Origin of the sequence: Marinitoga sp. 38H-ov, assembly GCF_011057715.1 — a bacterium.
Classification (GTDB): Bacteria; Thermotogota; Thermotogae; order Petrotogales; family Petrotogaceae; genus Marinitoga.
Window position 1 is genome coordinate 22,238 of record NZ_LNGH01000002.1, and the last position, 18,347, is coordinate 40,584.

The following is an 18,347-nucleotide window of genomic DNA, read 5'->3' on the forward strand; positions in this document are numbered from 1 at the left end:
ATTATACTATATAATTGATTTATTTAAATTATAATTGTATAATAATTATGTATCTTATTTAGAGGTGATATAATGACAGAATATCCTGAAAAATCTTGGTCTTTTTCAAAAGATAAATTATTATCTTCTTGTCCTAAAGCATATTATTTTTCAAAATTTTTGATGTGGGGCGGCTGGTTTTTTGACGCCCCAGAAAGAAAAAGAAAAGCTTATTTATTAACAAAATTAACTACTATAGAACAATTTTTAGGATCATTAATTCATGATTATATTGCGAATAATATATCTTCTTTAAAAACTAAAGATTTAAATTCTGCTATATTTTATATAGGAAATAAATTTAATAATGCTATATATTCGTCATATAATCTAAAAAAAGAATGGGAAATGAATCCCAAGAATTTTATTATGTTTCATTCAATTTATTATAATACAAGAAATGTTTTTAAAAATAATTTAGGTTATGAAATAAAAACTAAAACTCAAAATATCTTAAAAAACTATTTTAATTCTAAAACACTGAAAGATGTGGAACAAGGTGTTAGAATAATAGAAATTGACAAAGAACAAAATTATACTAATTTTTATGTAAAAAATTACAAAATTTATTCTATAGTAGATTTTATGTATGAGAAGGATAATATTATTTATATAGTTGACTGGAAAACAGGAAAAAAGTCAAAGGATGATGAATTTCAGTTAAAATTATATGCTTTATACGCTTATAAGAATTATAATATTGATTTAGAAAACACTATTTTAGTAAATGAATACTTGTTAAACGGGAAAAGAGAAGAAAGAACATTTCCTAAAGAAAGTATTTTAGAAGTTGAAAAATATATATGTAATAGAATAGATATAATGGAACATTATTTATTGGATAAAGAAAAAAATATTCCTAAAAATGAGAAATATTTTCTAGCCAAACCTTCAAATTATAATTGCAAGTGGTGTAATTTTAAAGAAATTTGTGAGGCATATAAGGAAAACTTTTTATGTAAATCAAGGGAATAAATCTTCCCTTAATTTTTTAGCTTTATGCAAAAACACAAAATTTTTAGTTTCACTCTCACATAAAATTAATAATCTTATTATACCCTCATGAGACTCTTCAAACATTGCTTCTTGCAATGTCATTAATGGAATATCTTTTAAATCAAATTCTTCTCTTATTGCCGTAATTGGATTATATGCTGTAATATCAGGAGTTACGGAAGCTAATATTGCAATAATATCTTTTATATGATTATTTTTTATAATTTCATTGTATAATTCTGTAGAACGTTTTATTATATGACTTTTTTCATTTTTTTCTATTGATGTTGCTCCTCTTATTCCAACCATATTACACCTCTATAAATATTATTATTAATTATATTGATGTATATTATTATATCATAATATTTCATGTTTAATAAATATTTTTAAATATATATACTTAATCAAAATTCTGTAAGATACTTCCAATAGCGCTTAGGCATATATTGCCTTTGCAATTTAGGATTTAATCTTTCATGTATTTCAGAACTAATAAAATAATTTTTCCAAAAAATTTGATATTCATTTTCTAAATATGATAGATTTTCATCTTTTAAATAAAAATTTTGTTCATTGTTTGCTACTTCAAATAACTCTGTACATTCATTTTTATACACAAGTGCCAAATTGCGTTTCAAATCATGAATTACCCAATTTTCGTTTTTTAATCTATCTTTAAAATAAGAAGATAATAATGTTATTATATTATGAGCTGGTTCAAATGGCGCATATAGAGTATTATCTTTTAATTCTCTAAATCTTAATAATCCTTTAAATCTATGTGTTTCATTAATGACTTTTTGAATAGAATCTTTTAACTTTAAAACATAATTTTTATCTATATAAAATTCTGCATTCCAGCCTATTTTAATTGATAAATTAAAGTATTTTATAATATCAACCTCTATATTTTCAATTTCAGATAAATATGATAAATAAATATTTCTTAATACATCTTTATCTAAATTTTTTAAAATAAAAACTATAACAATTCTAGCTTTTTCATAGTCTGTTTTTATATTTTCTATTAAATTAAAAATAGTAGGATTATAATTTCTAAAAACTATATCAGGTATTTTTCTTGTATTATAACAATGATAAATTAAACTTAAAAAACCCGGAAACGTGCCATCATATGTATAAATATTCATATTTACACCACCTTCTTAATATCAGTTAATGGAAATATTGGAATTAATTTTTTTTCACTTTTTATTAATTCTTCTTTTATTATTTCTGGATTTAAAAGGACATTTGAATAATATTTCCCGCTACAAGTTATAAAATATTTAGCCCGTTTTAAAACAACGCCAATTTTTTTTAATTGATCAAAAGTAATAGGAACATATTTCCTAATTTTTAAAATAGTTAAGGCAGATTTTATACCTATTCCAGGTACTCTTAATAGCATTTCATATGATGCTTTATTAATTTCGACAGGAAAGTAGTTAAAGTTTCTTAAAGCCCATGATGTTTTAGGATCAATATCTTCATCTAGAAACGGATTTTTCTCATCAAGAATCTCATTTGCAGAAAATTTATAAAATCTTAATAACCAATCTGCTTGGTACAATCTATTTTCTCTTCTTAATGGAGGTTTTATATTTGGTAGTTTAGGATCATCTGTGACCTTAATAAATGCAGAATAATATACTCTTTTAATATTAAATTTTTTATACATACCTTCAGCTAGTTTTAAAATCCGAAAATCATTTTCTGGTGATGCACCAACAATTAATTGTGTTGTGTGACCACCGGGAACAAATAACGGAACTTTTTTATATTTTTTTCTTTCTTCCAAATTAGCTAATGTATTTTGTCCCAAAAAACTCATTGGTTTTATTATATTTTCTTTTTTCTTTTGAGGAGCTAATAATTTTAAACTTTTCTCACTAGGTAATTCGATATTTACACTCAAACGATCTGCATGGAATCCGGCTTCATGAATTAATTTTAAATCAGCACCAGGTATTACTTTTAAATGAATATATCCATTGAAATTTTCATCTAATCTAAGTTTTTTTACAACTTTCAGCATTTGTTCCATTGTATAATCTGAATTTTTAATAATCGCGGAACTTAAAAACAAACCTTCAATATAATTTCTCTTATAAAAATTTATAGTTATATTAACTATTTCATCAACAGTAAAAGTTGCACGTTTAATATTATTACTTGATCTATTAATACAATATGCACAGTCATATATACAAGCATTAGAAAGTAGAATTTTAAGTAAAGAGATACAACGACCATCATTCGTCCAACTATGGCATACACCGCTACTAATGGTTTTTCCTAACCCTTTTTTGGAATTTGCTCGCTCACTTCCACTTGAAGAACATGAAACATCATATTTAGCAGATGCCGATAATATTTTTAATTTTTCATTTACATCCATAATATCACCCAGTTTATGTATAATTTTATTATTTATAACTACATTAATTATACTACATTTAAGTATGAAATTCAAGAGGTATATGCAAAAACTATGTTATAGGAGGTATATGTATGAAGAAGTTTCAAGCATTGTTATTGTTTCTAACATTTATAATATCGTCATTTGCTATTTCTGAAGGAGAATGGATAGTATCATCAAAAAAATCTGATTTACCAGGAGTATATTTTGATGGAAAAGAATATTTTTGGAGAGCAGATTATCATCTTGAAGACTTAAAAGATGCAACTAGTATTAATTTGGAAATTCATCATATTACAGATGATTCTACGGTATTATTTTTTGATGAAGGTAATCGTGAAAAAGCTAATTGGAAATATATAAAATCATTACTGGATAGAGCAAAAAAGTTTGTGTGGATGGCAATTTATGATGTTAATTATTATCCTTTTATAAACGAATTAAAAGAGTTAAAAAAGAAAGGTATAGATGTAAGATTAGTTTATGAAACTGATAATATAAATTCATATATAAATGAATTAAGTAAAATTGGAATAAAAACAAAACACGACAAAAATTATAAATTAATGCATAATAAATTTTTGATTATTGATGGATATTGTGTAATAACTGGTAGTACAAACTTTACAAATAATGGATTTGGATATAATTCCAATAATTCCATTGTTATATTTTCAAATGAGTTAGCAGAAGATTATATGAATGAATTTAATGAAATGTTCGAATATGAATATTACGGGAAACAATCGTTGGATAATAAACCATATAAAAAAGTAGAATTTGATAGCGGTCTTATAAAACCATACTTTACACCAGAAGATGATTTAACAGATAGAATTATAGAATTAATAAACAATGCCAAAAATTCTATACATGTTATGATGTTTACATTTAGCAAAAAAGAAATAGCCGATGCTTTAATAAGAGCTAAAAACAATGGTATTGATGTTAAAGTTATAGCTGAAGAATATCAATCAAATTATAAATGGGCACAAATTAATTATTTAAAAGAAAATGGAGTTAACGTAATTTTAGATAAAAACAATAAAACATTTCATTATAAAACCATGATAATAGATGGAAAGATAACTTTAACAGGATCTTTTAATTTTACTAATTCAGCACAATACAACAATGATGAAAATTCTCTCATTATATATAGTGAATATATATCCAAAGAATACGAAAATGAATTTGATAAATTATGGAATAAATATACTATTTATTAAAAATAAAAAATCTTGTTAATTTTTTATTCAATATTAAATTATTTACTTAATATTGTTCTAAAATTAATAATATTTATAATTTTAATATTGACAAATTGTCACTAGTGATATATAATTAATAGTAGGAGGTATAATATGAAAAGAAAATGTCAAAAATTTAAAGGAACAATGTTATTTGAAGCATATATATTACTTTTTTTAAAAGAAAAACCTAATCACGGATATAATTTAATATCAAAACTAAAAGAAATAGGATTTCAAATAAATGAACCTACTATAATATACAGAAAACTAAAGCAAATGGAAAAAATGGGATATATATTTTCAAATATACAAGTAAGCGAAGAAGGTCCACCAAAAAAAGTTTTCTATATTACAAAATTAGGTGAAATATATTTAAATGAATTATCTAATGAAATAAAAGAAAGAATAAATATATTAAATAAATTTTTAGAAGAATATGAAAGGAGTGGTAAAGATGAAAATAGCAATTCCGTTAATTGAAAATTTAGGTAAAGAATCAAGAATAAGTGATCACTTTGGTAGAGCTCCATATTTTGGATTAATTGAATATAATGGAAATTATGAATTAGAAATAATTGAAAATCCTTTAGTTGTTCATAAACCTGGAGAAGTCCCAACATTTATGAAAGAAAATGGTATAAATTTAGTGATTGCAAAAGGTATGGGTGAAAGAGGATACTTGATTTTAAAAAAATTTGGCATAGAGGTTATTAGAGGAGCTAATGGCACTATTGATGAAATAATGACTTTATTTAAAGAAAATAAACTAAAAGATATAGAATTTCATAATCACCATGAACATCACAACCATGAACATCATCATGGTCATAATCACGAACATCCCCAACATAAATAATTAAACCCCCACCAATTTGGTGGGGTTTAAGGAACATTATATCCTAGAGATGCTGTGTAAATAGCATACCATTGTTCTTTATTTAGTTTCACATCTAAAGCTTTTACAGCGTTTTTTAATCTGTTTATCTTACCGCTTCCAGAAATTGGGAATATGCCCAATGGGTGACTTAACAACCATGAAAAAATTATGATATCTAATTCATCTATATTAATATCTTTAGCTACCATTTTTAATGCTTTATTTATTCTTTCCGATTTATCATCATCAGGATTTAATAATTTTCCTCCTGCTAATGGAGACCATGCCATAGGGTTAATTTGTTCTTCCATTAAAAAATAAACATTTTCATTATAGAAATGTTCTAAAGAATATGGTGATATTTCTATTTGATTTGTTATCAATTTTATGTTTAATCTTGATTGTAAAGTTTTAAATTGCTGTGGAGTGAAATTGGACACTCCAAAATATAGCACTTTACCTGATTTATGTAATTCATAAAAAGCTTCAGCAATTTCATCTGGATTCATTAAAAGATCTGGCCTATGTATTAAAAATAAATCAATATAATCTGTATTTAAACTTTTTAAAGATTTTTCGACAGTGTTTATAATATATTCTTTACTAGTATCGTAATATTTTCTCACCAAAGCGTTACTATTATGATTATATCTAATATCACATTTTGTTATTATTTGAATTTTGTTTCTTATATATTTATTTTTTTTCAAAACCTCGCCAAATATTGACTCACAAAGATGATTCCCTCCATATATATCTGCATGATCAAATGATGTAACTCCTAAATCAATAGTTTCTAAAATAAAGTTTTCCAACTCATCTATATTCATTCCCCAATTATTTAATCTCATCATACCCTGAACAATTCTTGACATTTTGAAATCGCTATTTGAAACAGTAGTTAACATTTTCCCCCTCCAATCATTCAAATAATTTATAATCATTTTTAAATGGAAGAATGGTTTCCACGGAGTTAAACACAGTATTACCTACATTTCTATTAACCTCATAAAATTCTAAATTATTTACTGGTTTTAATATATTCAATAAAATATCATCATTATTTTCATCTAACCATATTTTAGCATGATTATAATCTAAAATAGCAGGAATCCTGTCATGAATATTTTTTATTTTATCGTTTGATTCTACCGTAATAATAGAACATGTAGGAAATCCGTCTTCTCTAATTTTATATATACCAGCAAAGTAAATTATTTTGTTGTTATTAAATTTAAAGTAATAAGGTGTTTTCTTACTTCCTTCTATTCTCCATTCATAAAATCCAGAAGCTAAAATTACACACCTAAAATTCTTAAAAGAATCATAATATATGTCTAAAAGACTTTCTTTCCTTGAATTAATAATAAAATATTTTGAACTACTTTTATTAAAATTATTATTAAAATTGTTTTTATTTGGTAGCATCCCCCAAATAAACTTTTGTAAGTAATAGTTATTTCCTTTCTTAATAATACCCCTTATTTCTCTTCCAGGAGAGATATTATAATCTTCTTTAAAATCAAAAGAGTTTATATTTTTAATTTTAAATTCAATATTTTCTTTTTTTGCAAAAAAAGTGTATCTACCGCACATATTTTTCTCCAAACAAGCATAAATTCTTTAAAAAACAATTTTTACATAACGGCTTTTTTTTACAATATTTTTTTGAATGTTCCACAATTAATCCATGATAATTTTTGTATAATATAATATTTTTTGGTAATTTATTTTCAAAAAAAATTTTGTAAGTATCATAATCTTTTTTTATATTTAATCCTATTCTTGAAAACATTCTTATAGTATATGAATCTATAACAAAAGATAATTTGTTAAATGCATATAATAAAATTGAATCCGCGGTTTCTTTACCAATCCCTTTAATATTTAATAGTTCATTTCTCAATTCATCTTTTTCTTTGTTATTAAGCTCATCAAACGAAAAATCATATTTTTTAAACCATTCTAATAAATTTTTTAAATATTTAGCTTTTACTCCATAAAATCCTGAAGGTTTAATAAGTTCTTCTAATTCTTCAATAGGTAAATCATATAATGAAATAGGAGTTAATAAATTTTTTAAATTGTGTAGTGATTTTTCAACATTATTCCAATTCGTATTTTGAGTCAGCAATGCACCTACCATTATTTCAAAATTACTATCTCCCGGCCACCATCCATCAGGAATATTATATACAGAATATAATTTCTGATAAATATCTATTAAATCAATAAACATTATTTGGTGGCACATCCCCTTTCAATGCAACAATAACATTTTCAGCAACCATTTCAGCCATTTTGTCTCTTGTTTCATATGTAGCACTACCAGTATGAGGAGTCAATACAACATTGTCTAGTTCTAGTAATTCTTGAGGTATTTTAGGTTCTTCTTCATAAACATCTAAACCAGCACCAGCTATTTTTTTCTCTTTTAAATATTTGATTAATACTTTTTCATTTATTACAGGTCCTCTAGCTGTGTTAATAATAATTGCATTAGGTTTCATTAAGGAAAATTCTTTTTCATCTAATAAATGATATGTTTCATTTGTTAATGGAGTATGCAAAGAAATATAATCAGAATTTTTAACTATTTCTTCTATTGTCGCATACTTTATACCTAGTTCTTTTTCTTCTAACTCTGACAATCTATTTCTTTTATAATACAATACATTCATATCAAATCCCAATGCTCTTTTAGCCATTTCTCTTCCAATTCTTCCCATTCCTATAATGCCTAAAGTTTTACCTTTTATATCATAACCTAAAAATAATTTTGGTCTCCAACCTACAAATTTTCCTTCTCTAACAAATTTATCACTTTCTACAATTTTTCTAGCAACAGCAAATAGCAATGCCCAAGCTAAATCTGCAGTAGCATCACTCAATACACCAGGAGTATTAGTAACAAATATCCCTGCATCTTTTGCAGCATCAACATCTATATTATTATATCCAACTGCGTAATTAGATATAACTTTCAAATTACCTTTTCCTGCTTCAATAACTTCTTTGTCAATTTTATCACTTAACAAAGTTATTAAAGCATCATTTGATTTAGCTAATTCTAATATTTCTTCGTGACTTAATGTTCTATCTTCTTTATTTATCCAAATATCAAATCCAGCTTCCCTTAATTTTTTTTCAGCTATTTCAGGAATTTCATATGTAAAAGCAACTTTTGGCATAATACACCCCCAAATTAAGATATCAGATATATTTATATTATAACAAAAATAAACATTATTAACAAGAATTAATATAAAAAAAAGACCAGCTAACGCTGGTCAATGGTGCCGAGGGCGGGACTTGAACCCGCACGAGGTTTCACCCTCAGTGGATTTTGAGTCCACCGCGTCTGCCAATTCCACCACCTCGGCAAAACCAAAAATATTATACCATTAAAAGCCTTGTTAGTCAAGTATTATTGTTTAAATTATTCTATATATATTTTTACAATATCTCCATCTTCAGAATTAACATCAATTATAGTTTCTCCTTCATATTCGTCAAAGTTAATATTTTCAATTGTTTCAATAATTTGATCAATTTGTTCTTTACTCATATTTGTTCCCTGTTGCGATAAACTTAAAGGTATCATAGCTTTAGCCATTTTTATTAATCCAAGCGGAATTTTTACATTTACCTTATCTCCATTTGCCGAATCAACTTTAATAACTAACTTTCTTTTTGAATTTCCCTTTTTAACCTCTTTACTGTTTGTATAGAAGAATGCTTCTATTAAATCAGCTGCCTCTTCTACCTCGATTTTATTATCCTTAACCATATTTAATACTCTTACCAACTCTTCCCTCATAATTTTTCCCCCTTTAAAGTTTTTAATTTATTAATAGCCTCTTTAGGATCTATTAATCCCTTTTCTAAGTCATCAATAATCTTTTTCTTTTCAATAACAGTTTTTTCTGTATTTTTAGATATATCATTTACATCATAACCTAAATCAGATAATAATTTATTAAACTTGTTTAATACTGTAGGATAAGATAACTTTAATAATTCAGAAACTTTTGATAAGTTTCCTCTATTCAGCAAATATAACCGTAAAAATTCTATATTTTCATTACTCAATGTAGCGAATTCATTTAATTCAAAGTTCCCTTCTAATTTTGAATGGCAATTTAAACATCTTAATACTTCAATATGCATTTTTTTATTACATACTGGGCAAATAACAGGCGCTTTGTACATCTTCCCATCTCCTTAAGCAACAAATATTTTTACTTTAGTTTTACCATTATCTGTTTCTACGTCAACAAAATCTCCGTAAAATTCTGAAAGAAAATCTAATGATTCAATTAAATTATCTATAACTTCGTCATTTATTTCTTGTTTAGATAATTTTGACATTATTGATTTTTTTAAAAATGGTTTTAATGAATATAATAATGGTTTGGTTAAGGTAAGAATACCTAATGGGAAAACTAAATTAACTTTTGTGTCTTCAGATACTACGTTAATAACGATTTTTGTTCCAACTGGAAAATCGATTTTTTTAGATATTATATTTGCTGCAGTATCTGGATCATTTTCTTTAATAATTTTTACAATCGAATTTTTTAAAAGTTTTTTTTGTTCTCTTTTTCTTTTGAAAGATGAATAATAAGTATAAATTATATATAATCCTAACAGTATAAAGAATGATGCCAAAAAAATTTTGATCCTAAAAATATTAATATTAAACCTAAAATAATTAATATTGATGCTCCAACCAAAATAATCACCCCCTACATATAAAATTATAAACCATTTTTTATAATTTGTCAAGTTTAATTTTATAATTTTATATACTTATTTTAAATATTATAAAAAAATGAGGCGAAAGCCTCATTGAATTTCTATTTTTGATCCAACACCAAATTTTATTATTCTATCTTTAAATTCAACATTCATTACATTTATTGATTCAATTCCAGTACAATGAGATGGCAATATGTAATCAACACCTATTTTTTTAATTCTATCTAATCTTACATATAATTTTTCCTCATATAATTTATAAAAATGGAATCCACCTATTGCTGCATAAATCTTATCATTAAAATATTCCTTTGAAAATTCAAGGATACTTTCAATTTTCGGGTGGGCGCATCCTGTAATTACTATTAAACCATTATTAGTTTTTAAAACTAGGGAATGTTCTGATACGTTTTCATCAAAAGTACCAGTAGAATAAATGTTTTTTTTAATTTCAACTACTTTTTCACACATATTTACTTTAGTCTTTTTTTCTAATTTGTTTATTAAGTCATTTGAAAAATTTGAAGGAATATAAGCTTTTTTGACATTAAATTTATCTAAAACAAAATCTAAACCACCAGTATGATCATCATGGTCATGACTTAAAAAAAGCGCATCAATATATTCTAAATCTAAACCTAAATGTTTAATATTGTGTTCCAATATTCTATAATCAGCTCCAGTATCAAAAAGAATTTTTTTTTCACTTTCTATAAGAATAGATATTCCCCAATCTCTTTTCAACAGAGGATGGATTTTAAAATTATCTACAATACTCGTTATTTTCACTATATCATCTCCTTAGATAGAAAAATTTTTTTAATTTATGTTGAAACATATATAATTAATAATTTTGTTTTTAAAAAATTTATGTTATAATAATTCAGTCAAAAAAATTACTGGAGGTAAAAGATGAAAAAATATATTCTATTAATCTTTTTAATTTTTCTCTATTTGAATTTATTTTCAATAAACATCGTTACTTCTGTTAAACCATTAGAATTGGTTACAAAAGAATTAGTATCAAATGCAAATATTATAACTGTTTATAAAAATAGTGATTTTAACGTAGAAGATTTTAAAAATATTGATTTATTTATTGTTTTGGATAATGAAATAGATTTAAATGAAAAACAAAATTTTGTTAAATTATCAGAAGGAGTATTATATTATCCTTATAATGAAAATCCTTTTTTATGGGCTGATCCATTATATACAGTAGTAATTGCATATAAAATAGAAAAAAAATTAGAAAGCATTTATCCTGAAAAAGCCTATGAGTTTAGAAATAATTTATTATCTTTTACACAAAAACTAGTGGATTTATCTGATGAATTTTCAAAAGTTATTAAAGATAAAAAAATAAATATTTTAGATGTGAATAATACTTTTGTTCATTTTTATAAAAGATATAATATTAATTACTCTACTTTAAATGAAGACGAATTGATTACTCAAGAAAAAATAATAATTTCTAATGTTAATTATGACAATTCTATCTTAAATAATCTAAAAAATAAAAAAATTATAGTTGATATATTTGCATCTCAGTATAATAATATCATAAAATTTTATAAAGATATAATTGATAATTTAGTTAATTAAAAGACAGTTTTTGCTGTCTTTTTTCTTTTGGAGGTAAATATGGAATTTGATGTAATAATAATAGGAGCAGGTCCAGCAGGATTGTTCTGCTCTTATAAAATAAAAAATAAGAAAGTATTAATATTAGAAAAAAATGAAAAACCTGGAAAAAAGCTTTTAATTACAGGTGGAGGTAAATGTAATTTTACAAATATTGATGATATCAAAGAATTATATACTCATTATGGTGAGAAAAAAAACTTTGTTAAAAGAGCATTATATAATTATTCTAACAAAGATTTATTAAATGAAGTTGATTTTGAATATATAATTACAGACGACGGAAAAGCATTTCCAAAAAGCATGGAATCAAAAACTGTTTTGAATTGGTTGTTAGAAAAAAATAATAAAAAGAATGTAGAAATTAAATATAATATAGAGATTCATAACATTGATAAAACAGAAAAGTTTATGGTAAATACTAATAAAGGAAAATATACTTCAAAGTTTTTAATATTAGCAACAGGCGGTAAATCCTATCCAGTGTTAGGTTCAAATGGGGATGGATATAAATTTGCAAAAAACTTTGGTCATAATATTGTTAAACCAAAACCTGCTTTAACCCCTATTATAATTAAAGATTTTCCTTTTAAAGATTTATCAGGGAATTCAATGAATGTTATAATAAGAAAAGAGAAAAAAATCTTTAAAGGGAATTTATTATTTACTCACAAAGGATTCTCTGGACCAGTGATATTAAATTCGTCTAGATATTTTAATGATGGCGATAATATAACAGTTTCCTTTGTAAATATTGACAACGAAGAGAAATTTAAAAGTGATTTTTTAGAATTATTAAATAAAAATAAGAATGAATTTCTATTTGATGCTTTAAAAAGATATAATTTAACAAAAAGATTTATAGCAATAATGTTTAAAAGACTTGATTTAAAAAGAAATAAAAAATGTAATAATGTAAGTAAAGAAGAAAGAAGTAAAATAATCAACTATTTATTCAAACAAAGTTTTGTTATTGAAAGAGTTGGAGACTTTAACATTGCAATAGTTACTTTAGGTGGCGTGGATACAAAAGAAATCGATTCCAAAACTATGGAATCGAAATTAGTTGAAAATTTATATTTTATAGGCGAAGTATTAGATGTAGACGGGGACACCGGAGGATATAATATTCAATGGGCTTTTTCTTCAGCTAAAGCCGCTAGCGATAATATAAACAAGATAATATAAATAAAATTAATTAAAATATATAGACTAGTTTAATGGTAAATTATATGAATTCCAACTTAATATTCCACCTGAGATATTATATACATTTTTAAATCCAAGTTCTTTCATAATATCTAATGTTTTCCCGCTTCTATTGCCTGATCTGCAATAGATAATATATGTTTTGTTTTTGTCTAATTTAGAGAGTTCAGACTTAAAAGAAGAATTATAATAATCAATATTAATGGCATTTACTATATGTCCTGAATTAAACTCTCCAGGTGTTCTTACATCTAAAATAATTACATCTTCTTTTAGAATCAAATCATAAGCTTCTTTAGGAGATATGTTTTGAAATTCTTGTTTTGGAATAAAAAAATTAATCACTAAAACAACTATAATAACACTAAAAATAATAAAAAATACTTTTTTCACTTTATCACCCTTTCATAGGAGGTATTTATGATTAATTTAATTTTAGCTATAATATGCAGTTCTCTTATCGCTTTAATATTTAAATATTCACAAAAATTCAAACCAAATATTTTTTTAGTAACTTCAGCTAATTATTTTATAGCATCAATGATTAGTTTTTTTTTAATAGATAAAAATTTTACAAATTTTCCAATTCTACTTGGTATTCCAACAGGATTAATATTTTTTCTTTCATTCTTATTTTACCAAAAAAGCATTAAAAATAATGGAGCAACACTTTCTGGAGCTTTTGCTAAATTAGGTATTTTATATCCAGTTTTTTTATCAATGGTAATATGGAAAGAAATACCTAAAATTATTAACTTAGCGGGAATATTTTTAGCGATATTAGGAATAATAATCATTTATTTTCCTGCTAAAGGGATAAAAATAAATTCCGATTTAATATTATTATCTTTATTTGGAGGAATATCCGAATTTACTAACAAAATTTTTCAGAAATACGGTATGATTGAACAAAAAGATATATTCTTATTTTTTGTATTTTTATCAGCTATGATATTTAGTTTATTTAAAGTAAAAAAACTATCAAAAAAAGATATTATTATAGGCTTTTTAGTGGGAATACCAAATTTGTTTTCTTCATATTTCTTAATATTGGCATTAGATAATATATCAGCTCCAATTGTATTTATTTCCTATTCTACAGGAAGTATATTATTAATTACATTAGTTAGTTATTTCTATTTCAAAGAAAAAATTAGTATCAATCAAAAAGTTGGCCTTTTTACAATTTTAATTTCTTTGATATTATTAAATTTATAACTCAATAATATTTTCTGCCATTTCAGAAAAAGTTCCATCATGAGTTACTATAAAAGCTTGTTCAATTTCGTTCAGCATATTTTTAAGGTTTTCAGCTAACATATTTCTTCTTTCTTCATCAAGATTTATAGTAGGTTCGTCTAATATATATAAATTAGCTTTTGATAATAAATTTGCTAAAGCTGTTCTGAGTGATATAGCAACACTTACTTGTTCACCGCCAGATAAAATTGAAAATTCTCTTTTACCTTTTGATGGATCTTCAAGTATTACTAAATAATCTTTTTCAGAATCCCAAATAATAGTTTCATTTTTTCCAGTCATCTTTCTATAATTTTCTGTAGCTAATGATGATATGAATTTTGTAAATTCGGAACTAACATATTTTCCCATAGATTTTATGTTATTTCTAAAATCTTTTGTTAGGGTTAATTTTAATTCGTATTTTTTTAAACTTAATTCATATTTATTTTTTTGTTTTTCAATTTCCATTTTTTCTTGTAATTTTATATTTAGATTTTTTAATTCATTTTTATATTCGCTTAGCTTAGATGAAATTTCAGTGCTTTTTTTGTGTAAATCGCTAATTTTTGATTCGATTTTAGATAATTCGTTGTTTAATACCTCTATATTATCATATTCATTTACTTTCTTATTGAGATTTAGTATGTTATTTGATATATGAGATATTTCATTATTTATTTTTTCTAAGTCTAAATTGAATTTTTCTAATTTCTCAGCTAAATCTTTATTTTTTATATAATCTTCGTATTTTTCTTTTAATAATAATTTTTTCTTTTCTTTTTCTCTAATATTGTTTTCAATGCTTTCTACTTCTACTAATATTTTTGATAATTCTTTTTCTTTTAAAGTTAAAGTATGTATACCACTATTTAATTCCTTTATTTCCAATAAATGTGATTCTTTGTTTTTATTCAAATCATCAATATTATTTTTTAATTTGTTTATTTCCACATTATTTTTATCTATATTTTCCTTTAGATTTTTTAATTCATTTTCCAATTTGCTTTTTTTAAAAATAATATTATTTTTCTTATTTTCAAAATCATTTTTTTTCTCATATAGATTTTCGTATATTTTTTCTATATTATTTTTTTCAATAATTTTTTCCTCTTTTTGATTTTTAATTTTTTCTATATCTAACAACTTATTTTTTATAGTTTCAATATGTACTTTGACATCATTAATTTTATTTTCCAATGTGCCCTTTTTATTTTCTAAATCTACTAAAGATATTAATTTTTCATTAATAAATTCTATTTCTTTTTCTAAATTTATAATATTTAAATCAAAGTAATTAGTACTCCCGCCTTTTTTTTCTAAGTTAATACATTTTTCATTTAAAATGGGGCAAATACCATCTTGTAGTTGTTCTTTAGATTTTTTTATATTTTCTAATTTTAAAATCACTTCTTTTTGCTTAAACTCAAATTCTTTTTTTTCATATAATTTCAAAATTATATCATCTAAAGAATTTTGAAAAATATTCAATTCATCCTCTTTCTCCTTTAAAATTTTTCTTAAATATTCCTCTTCTGAAATTTTATTGTTAATGTCATTTATACTTCTTTCTAATTCTTTATACTTTTCATAATCTCTTTTAAATAACTCAAAATCTTCTAATAATTTTTTTTCAGTATTAATAATATTATTCAATTCATTTGTTTTCTCTATTAAATTATTGTTTAGTTTTAAGTTTTCGCTTAATAATTCATTTATAGAATTTTCACTTTCTTCTATTTTCTCATTAATATTTTTTATTTCAACTTCTAAGACGTTAATATTATTTAATTTTTTATTTATATCCTCTTGTATTTTTTTAAGTTCTTTTTCTTTATTTCTCAACTCTCTTTCTTTCATATACAAATTATTTAATTCATGCTCTATTTCAATATATTCATTATATCCACTTTCAGTATTATTAACTATTTCTGTAGCTTTTTGAGATTCAATTATTTGTTTTTCAATAGTATTTTTATTCTTTTCTAAAATTTTCTTCTTTTCTTTTTCGTTATATAAAGTATTATTTAATGTTTTTAGATCATCAAGTTTTTTTTGAATGGCTTTTCTTTCATTTTCTAAATTAGAAAATATTTCTTCTAACTCATTTTTTTCTTTTTCAATATTAAAAATATTATTTTTAATATCTTTAATGTTGTCTTCAATATTTTCATAATTCTTCAATTGTTCAGATAATATATTAATTTTTTCATTATCTGCTAATATTTTTTTACTGTATTCATTTTCAACACTTAAAAGCGAAGAAAATATTTTTTCATAAATTTCTGTATCAAATATTTTATTAAACAATTCTTTTCTTAAAGCAGGGGTTAGATTAAAAATATTTACTAAATCATTTTGATATGCACTAATTATATTTTTAAAAATATCTTTAGTATTTTTACCATTTATACCAGCTAATTCACCAATTTTTTCTAAAACAATATTTTTTCTTTCAGATATAATATTTCCATTTATATCCCTTAAAACATATTTGCTTTGACTGCCTATTTTTCTCTCTACAATATAATCAACAAAATCATTTCCAGTAAATTCAACAATTATTGTTGCTGTTTTTTCTTCTTTGCTTACAGCGTTTTTTAAGTTGTTATCTCTTGGTTCAACATCGAAAAGAACTATGCCTAAAGCTTCAAAAATGGAGCTTTTCCCTGCACCGTTTTTACCTAATAATAAATTTATTCCAGATTTAAATTCAAGTGTAGTATCTCTATGATTTCTATAGTTTCTTAATTGAATTTTATTAATTTTCATTTTCTTCACCTTCTAAAATCACATCTAAAAAATGATCAAATGAATCAAAGATTTCTTGTGAATTATCATATACCTTATTTTTTAATGTTTCCAAATATTCAATAGTTTTTTTACTATTTGCAGAATAAATATTATCCCATGTTTTTATAATATTTTCTTCTATAACTTTTTTATCTATGTTTTCTATATCATAACTTTCTGATATATTAGAATAATTTATATTAAATATCACCTTTAGCGCACCTTTTTCTAATAATATTTTTTCATAATTATCGATATTATCAATACTGTTTTTTGAATTAATATTTATTTTAATTATTTCACCTTTTTCAATATCTAAATTTTTTATTTCAAAAAAATTTGAATCAAAATTGTATGTAGATATTTTTCTTTTTTTTGATTCAAAAAATTCATATTTATTTGTCTCGGTATCATATATAATATAACTTTTATTACCTTTTTCATTTAAATCCCAGTATTCTGGACATCCTGGTACGAAAAAATATGGATTTTCTTTAGGATAATATTTATATGTATGCAAATGACCTCCAGCTATATATAAAACTTTACCTTTAAAAAGGTCAATAATTTCACTTTTTGTGCATCCAGGAATAAAATTTCCTCCAATACCGGTATGAACAATAACAATATTTTTATTATTTTCATCAATATTTTTTGATAATTCAATCAAAACTTCATCAATTATTACTCCCTGATACGGCACTCCATAGAAATAAATATTATCTTTGATATATGGTTCAAAAATAAAATTATCATTAATTTTTTTAGTTTTTGGCATTATAACTAAATTCCTATTTTCTAAATACTTTATCCATGAATCGTCATGAGTATATATCTTATCGTGATTACCTTCAATTAATAACACATCTATATTATTTTCTTTTAATTTATTTAATATTTTTTCAGTTCTAAATAATATATCAGGTAATAATGAACTTCTATCAAATAAATCTCCTGCGATTATAAATACGTCTACTTTATTTTTGATAGCTTCATTAACTATATATTCAGCCGCATTAAAATAATCTTCATATCTTGTTTTAGAATATTCACCAATACCACCAACAGGGCGCCTTCCTAAATGCCAATCAGATGTATGCAATATCTTCAT

At 23.6% G+C, this 18,347-nt stretch carries 21 protein-coding genes and 1 tRNA gene; 7 read left to right on the forward strand and 15 right to left on the reverse strand.

Annotation, left to right across the window (positions count from 1 at the left end; all coding sequences use genetic code 11):
- Positions 1 to 72: 72 nt before the first annotated feature.
- Positions 73 to 1,014, forward strand: a complete 942-nt coding sequence (locus tag AS160_RS00230) for a PD-(D/E)XK nuclease family protein (protein ID WP_165143970.1) — start codon at positions 73 to 75, stop codon at positions 1,012 to 1,014.
- Here the strand turns inward: AS160_RS00230 and AS160_RS00235 are convergent.
- From AS160_RS00235 to AS160_RS00245, 3 genes are all read right to left on the reverse strand, one after another.
- A complete protein-coding gene (locus AS160_RS00235) occupies positions 1,003 to 1,344 on the reverse strand; it encodes a chorismate mutase (RefSeq protein ID WP_165143971.1) in 342 nt (113 codons plus the stop codon). The two genes, AS160_RS00230 and AS160_RS00235, sit on opposite strands and share 12 nt — an antisense overlap.
- 98 nt (positions 1,345 to 1,442) lie before the next feature.
- Entirely contained in the window at positions 1,443 to 2,189 is a 747-nt protein-coding gene (locus AS160_RS00240; RefSeq protein ID WP_165143972.1) for a TIGR03915 family putative DNA repair protein, read from the reverse strand.
- Between the two features lie 2 nt (positions 2,190 to 2,191).
- Positions 2,192 to 3,439 (reverse strand): putative DNA modification/repair radical SAM protein, encoded by a 1,248-nt coding sequence (locus AS160_RS00245; protein WP_165143973.1) that lies wholly within the window; start codon positions 3,437 to 3,439, stop codon positions 2,192 to 2,194.
- A 113-nt stretch (positions 3,440 to 3,552) separates the two neighbouring features.
- On the opposite strand from AS160_RS00245, the gene AS160_RS00250 reads away from it, so the two are divergent.
- From AS160_RS00250 to AS160_RS00260, 3 genes are all read left to right on the forward strand, one after another.
- The gene (locus tag AS160_RS00250) at positions 3,553 to 4,689 is read left to right on the forward strand and encodes a phospholipase D-like domain-containing protein (protein ID WP_165143974.1); all 1,137 of its coding nucleotides are present in this window, start codon (positions 3,553 to 3,555) and stop codon (positions 4,687 to 4,689) included.
- Positions 4,690 to 4,824: 135 nt separating this feature from the next.
- Positions 4,825 to 5,193, forward strand: coding sequence for a PadR family transcriptional regulator (locus AS160_RS00255; RefSeq protein ID WP_165143975.1), 369 nt, complete (start codon positions 4,825 to 4,827; stop codon positions 5,191 to 5,193).
- Positions 5,168 to 5,569, forward strand: coding sequence for a NifB/NifX family molybdenum-iron cluster-binding protein (locus AS160_RS00260; protein ID WP_165143976.1), 402 nt, complete (start codon positions 5,168 to 5,170; stop codon positions 5,567 to 5,569). Before AS160_RS00255 ends, AS160_RS00260 begins: the two co-directional genes overlap by 26 nt.
- Positions 5,570 to 5,595: 26 nt before the next feature.
- Here the strand turns inward: AS160_RS00260 and AS160_RS00265 are convergent, their stop codons facing one another.
- From AS160_RS00265 to AS160_RS00305, 9 genes are all read right to left on the reverse strand, one after another.
- The gene (locus AS160_RS00265; RefSeq protein ID WP_165143977.1) at positions 5,596 to 6,498 is read right to left on the reverse strand and encodes an aldo/keto reductase; all 903 of its coding nucleotides are present in this window, start codon (positions 6,496 to 6,498) and stop codon (positions 5,596 to 5,598) included.
- 13 nt (positions 6,499 to 6,511) lie between these two features.
- A complete protein-coding gene (locus AS160_RS00270) occupies positions 6,512 to 7,186 on the reverse strand; it encodes an SOS response-associated peptidase (RefSeq protein WP_165143978.1) in 675 nt (224 codons plus the stop codon).
- Positions 7,176 to 7,829, reverse strand: a complete 654-nt coding sequence (locus AS160_RS00275; RefSeq protein WP_165143979.1) for an endonuclease — start codon at positions 7,827 to 7,829, stop codon at positions 7,176 to 7,178. The genes AS160_RS00270 and AS160_RS00275 overlap by 11 nt, the downstream gene beginning before the upstream one ends.
- On the reverse strand, positions 7,819 to 8,781 hold the full coding sequence (locus tag AS160_RS00280) for a D-glycerate dehydrogenase (RefSeq protein ID WP_165143980.1): 963 nt from the start codon (positions 8,779 to 8,781) through the stop codon (positions 7,819 to 7,821). Before AS160_RS00280 ends, AS160_RS00275 begins: the two co-directional genes overlap by 11 nt.
- 103 nt (positions 8,782 to 8,884) lie before the next feature.
- Positions 8,885 to 8,973, reverse strand: a tRNA-Leu gene (locus AS160_RS00285).
- A 56-nt stretch (positions 8,974 to 9,029) separates the two neighbouring features.
- Entirely contained in the window at positions 9,030 to 9,410 is a 381-nt protein-coding gene (locus tag AS160_RS00290) for a hypothetical protein (RefSeq protein WP_165143981.1), read from the reverse strand.
- Positions 9,407 to 9,802 (reverse strand): DUF2089 domain-containing protein, encoded by a 396-nt coding sequence (locus AS160_RS00295; RefSeq protein ID WP_165143982.1) that lies wholly within the window; start codon positions 9,800 to 9,802, stop codon positions 9,407 to 9,409. Before AS160_RS00295 ends, AS160_RS00290 begins: the two co-directional genes overlap by 4 nt.
- 12 nt (positions 9,803 to 9,814) lie before the next feature.
- Positions 9,815 to 10,261 (reverse strand): hypothetical protein, encoded by a 447-nt coding sequence (locus AS160_RS00300; protein ID WP_165143983.1) that lies wholly within the window; start codon positions 10,259 to 10,261, stop codon positions 9,815 to 9,817.
- A 177-nt stretch (positions 10,262 to 10,438) separates the two neighbouring features.
- A complete protein-coding gene (locus AS160_RS00305; protein ID WP_165143984.1) occupies positions 10,439 to 11,140 on the reverse strand; it encodes an MBL fold metallo-hydrolase in 702 nt (233 codons plus the stop codon).
- A gap of 123 nt (positions 11,141 to 11,263) precedes the next feature.
- Between AS160_RS00305 and AS160_RS00310 the strand changes: the two genes are divergently transcribed.
- Positions 11,264 to 11,956 (forward strand): zinc ABC transporter substrate-binding protein, encoded by a 693-nt coding sequence (locus AS160_RS00310; protein WP_165143985.1) that lies wholly within the window; start codon positions 11,264 to 11,266, stop codon positions 11,954 to 11,956.
- 39 nt (positions 11,957 to 11,995) lie between these two features.
- On the forward strand, positions 11,996 to 13,183 hold the full coding sequence (locus AS160_RS00315) for an NAD(P)/FAD-dependent oxidoreductase (RefSeq protein ID WP_165143986.1): 1,188 nt from the start codon (positions 11,996 to 11,998) through the stop codon (positions 13,181 to 13,183).
- 24 nt (positions 13,184 to 13,207) lie between these two features.
- Here the strand turns inward: AS160_RS00315 and AS160_RS00320 are convergent, their stop codons facing one another.
- Positions 13,208 to 13,597, reverse strand: a complete 390-nt coding sequence (locus AS160_RS00320) for a rhodanese-like domain-containing protein (RefSeq protein ID WP_206528007.1) — start codon at positions 13,595 to 13,597, stop codon at positions 13,208 to 13,210.
- Between the two features lie 27 nt (positions 13,598 to 13,624).
- Here AS160_RS00320 and AS160_RS00325 point away from each other — a divergent pair, with 27 nt between their 5' ends.
- Entirely contained in the window at positions 13,625 to 14,422 is a 798-nt protein-coding gene (locus tag AS160_RS00325; RefSeq protein WP_165143987.1) for an EamA family transporter, read from the forward strand.
- Here the strand turns inward: AS160_RS00325 and AS160_RS00330 are convergent.
- Positions 14,417 to 17,215: an SMC family ATPase gene (locus tag AS160_RS00330; protein ID WP_165143988.1), complete on the reverse strand. Its 2,799-nt coding sequence runs from the start codon at positions 17,213 to 17,215 to the stop codon at positions 14,417 to 14,419. The two genes, AS160_RS00325 and AS160_RS00330, sit on opposite strands and share 6 nt — an antisense overlap.
- Entirely contained in the window at positions 17,205 to 18,347 is a 1,143-nt protein-coding gene (locus AS160_RS00335; protein ID WP_165143989.1) for an exonuclease SbcCD subunit D, read from the reverse strand. The genes AS160_RS00330 and AS160_RS00335 overlap by 11 nt, the downstream gene beginning before the upstream one ends.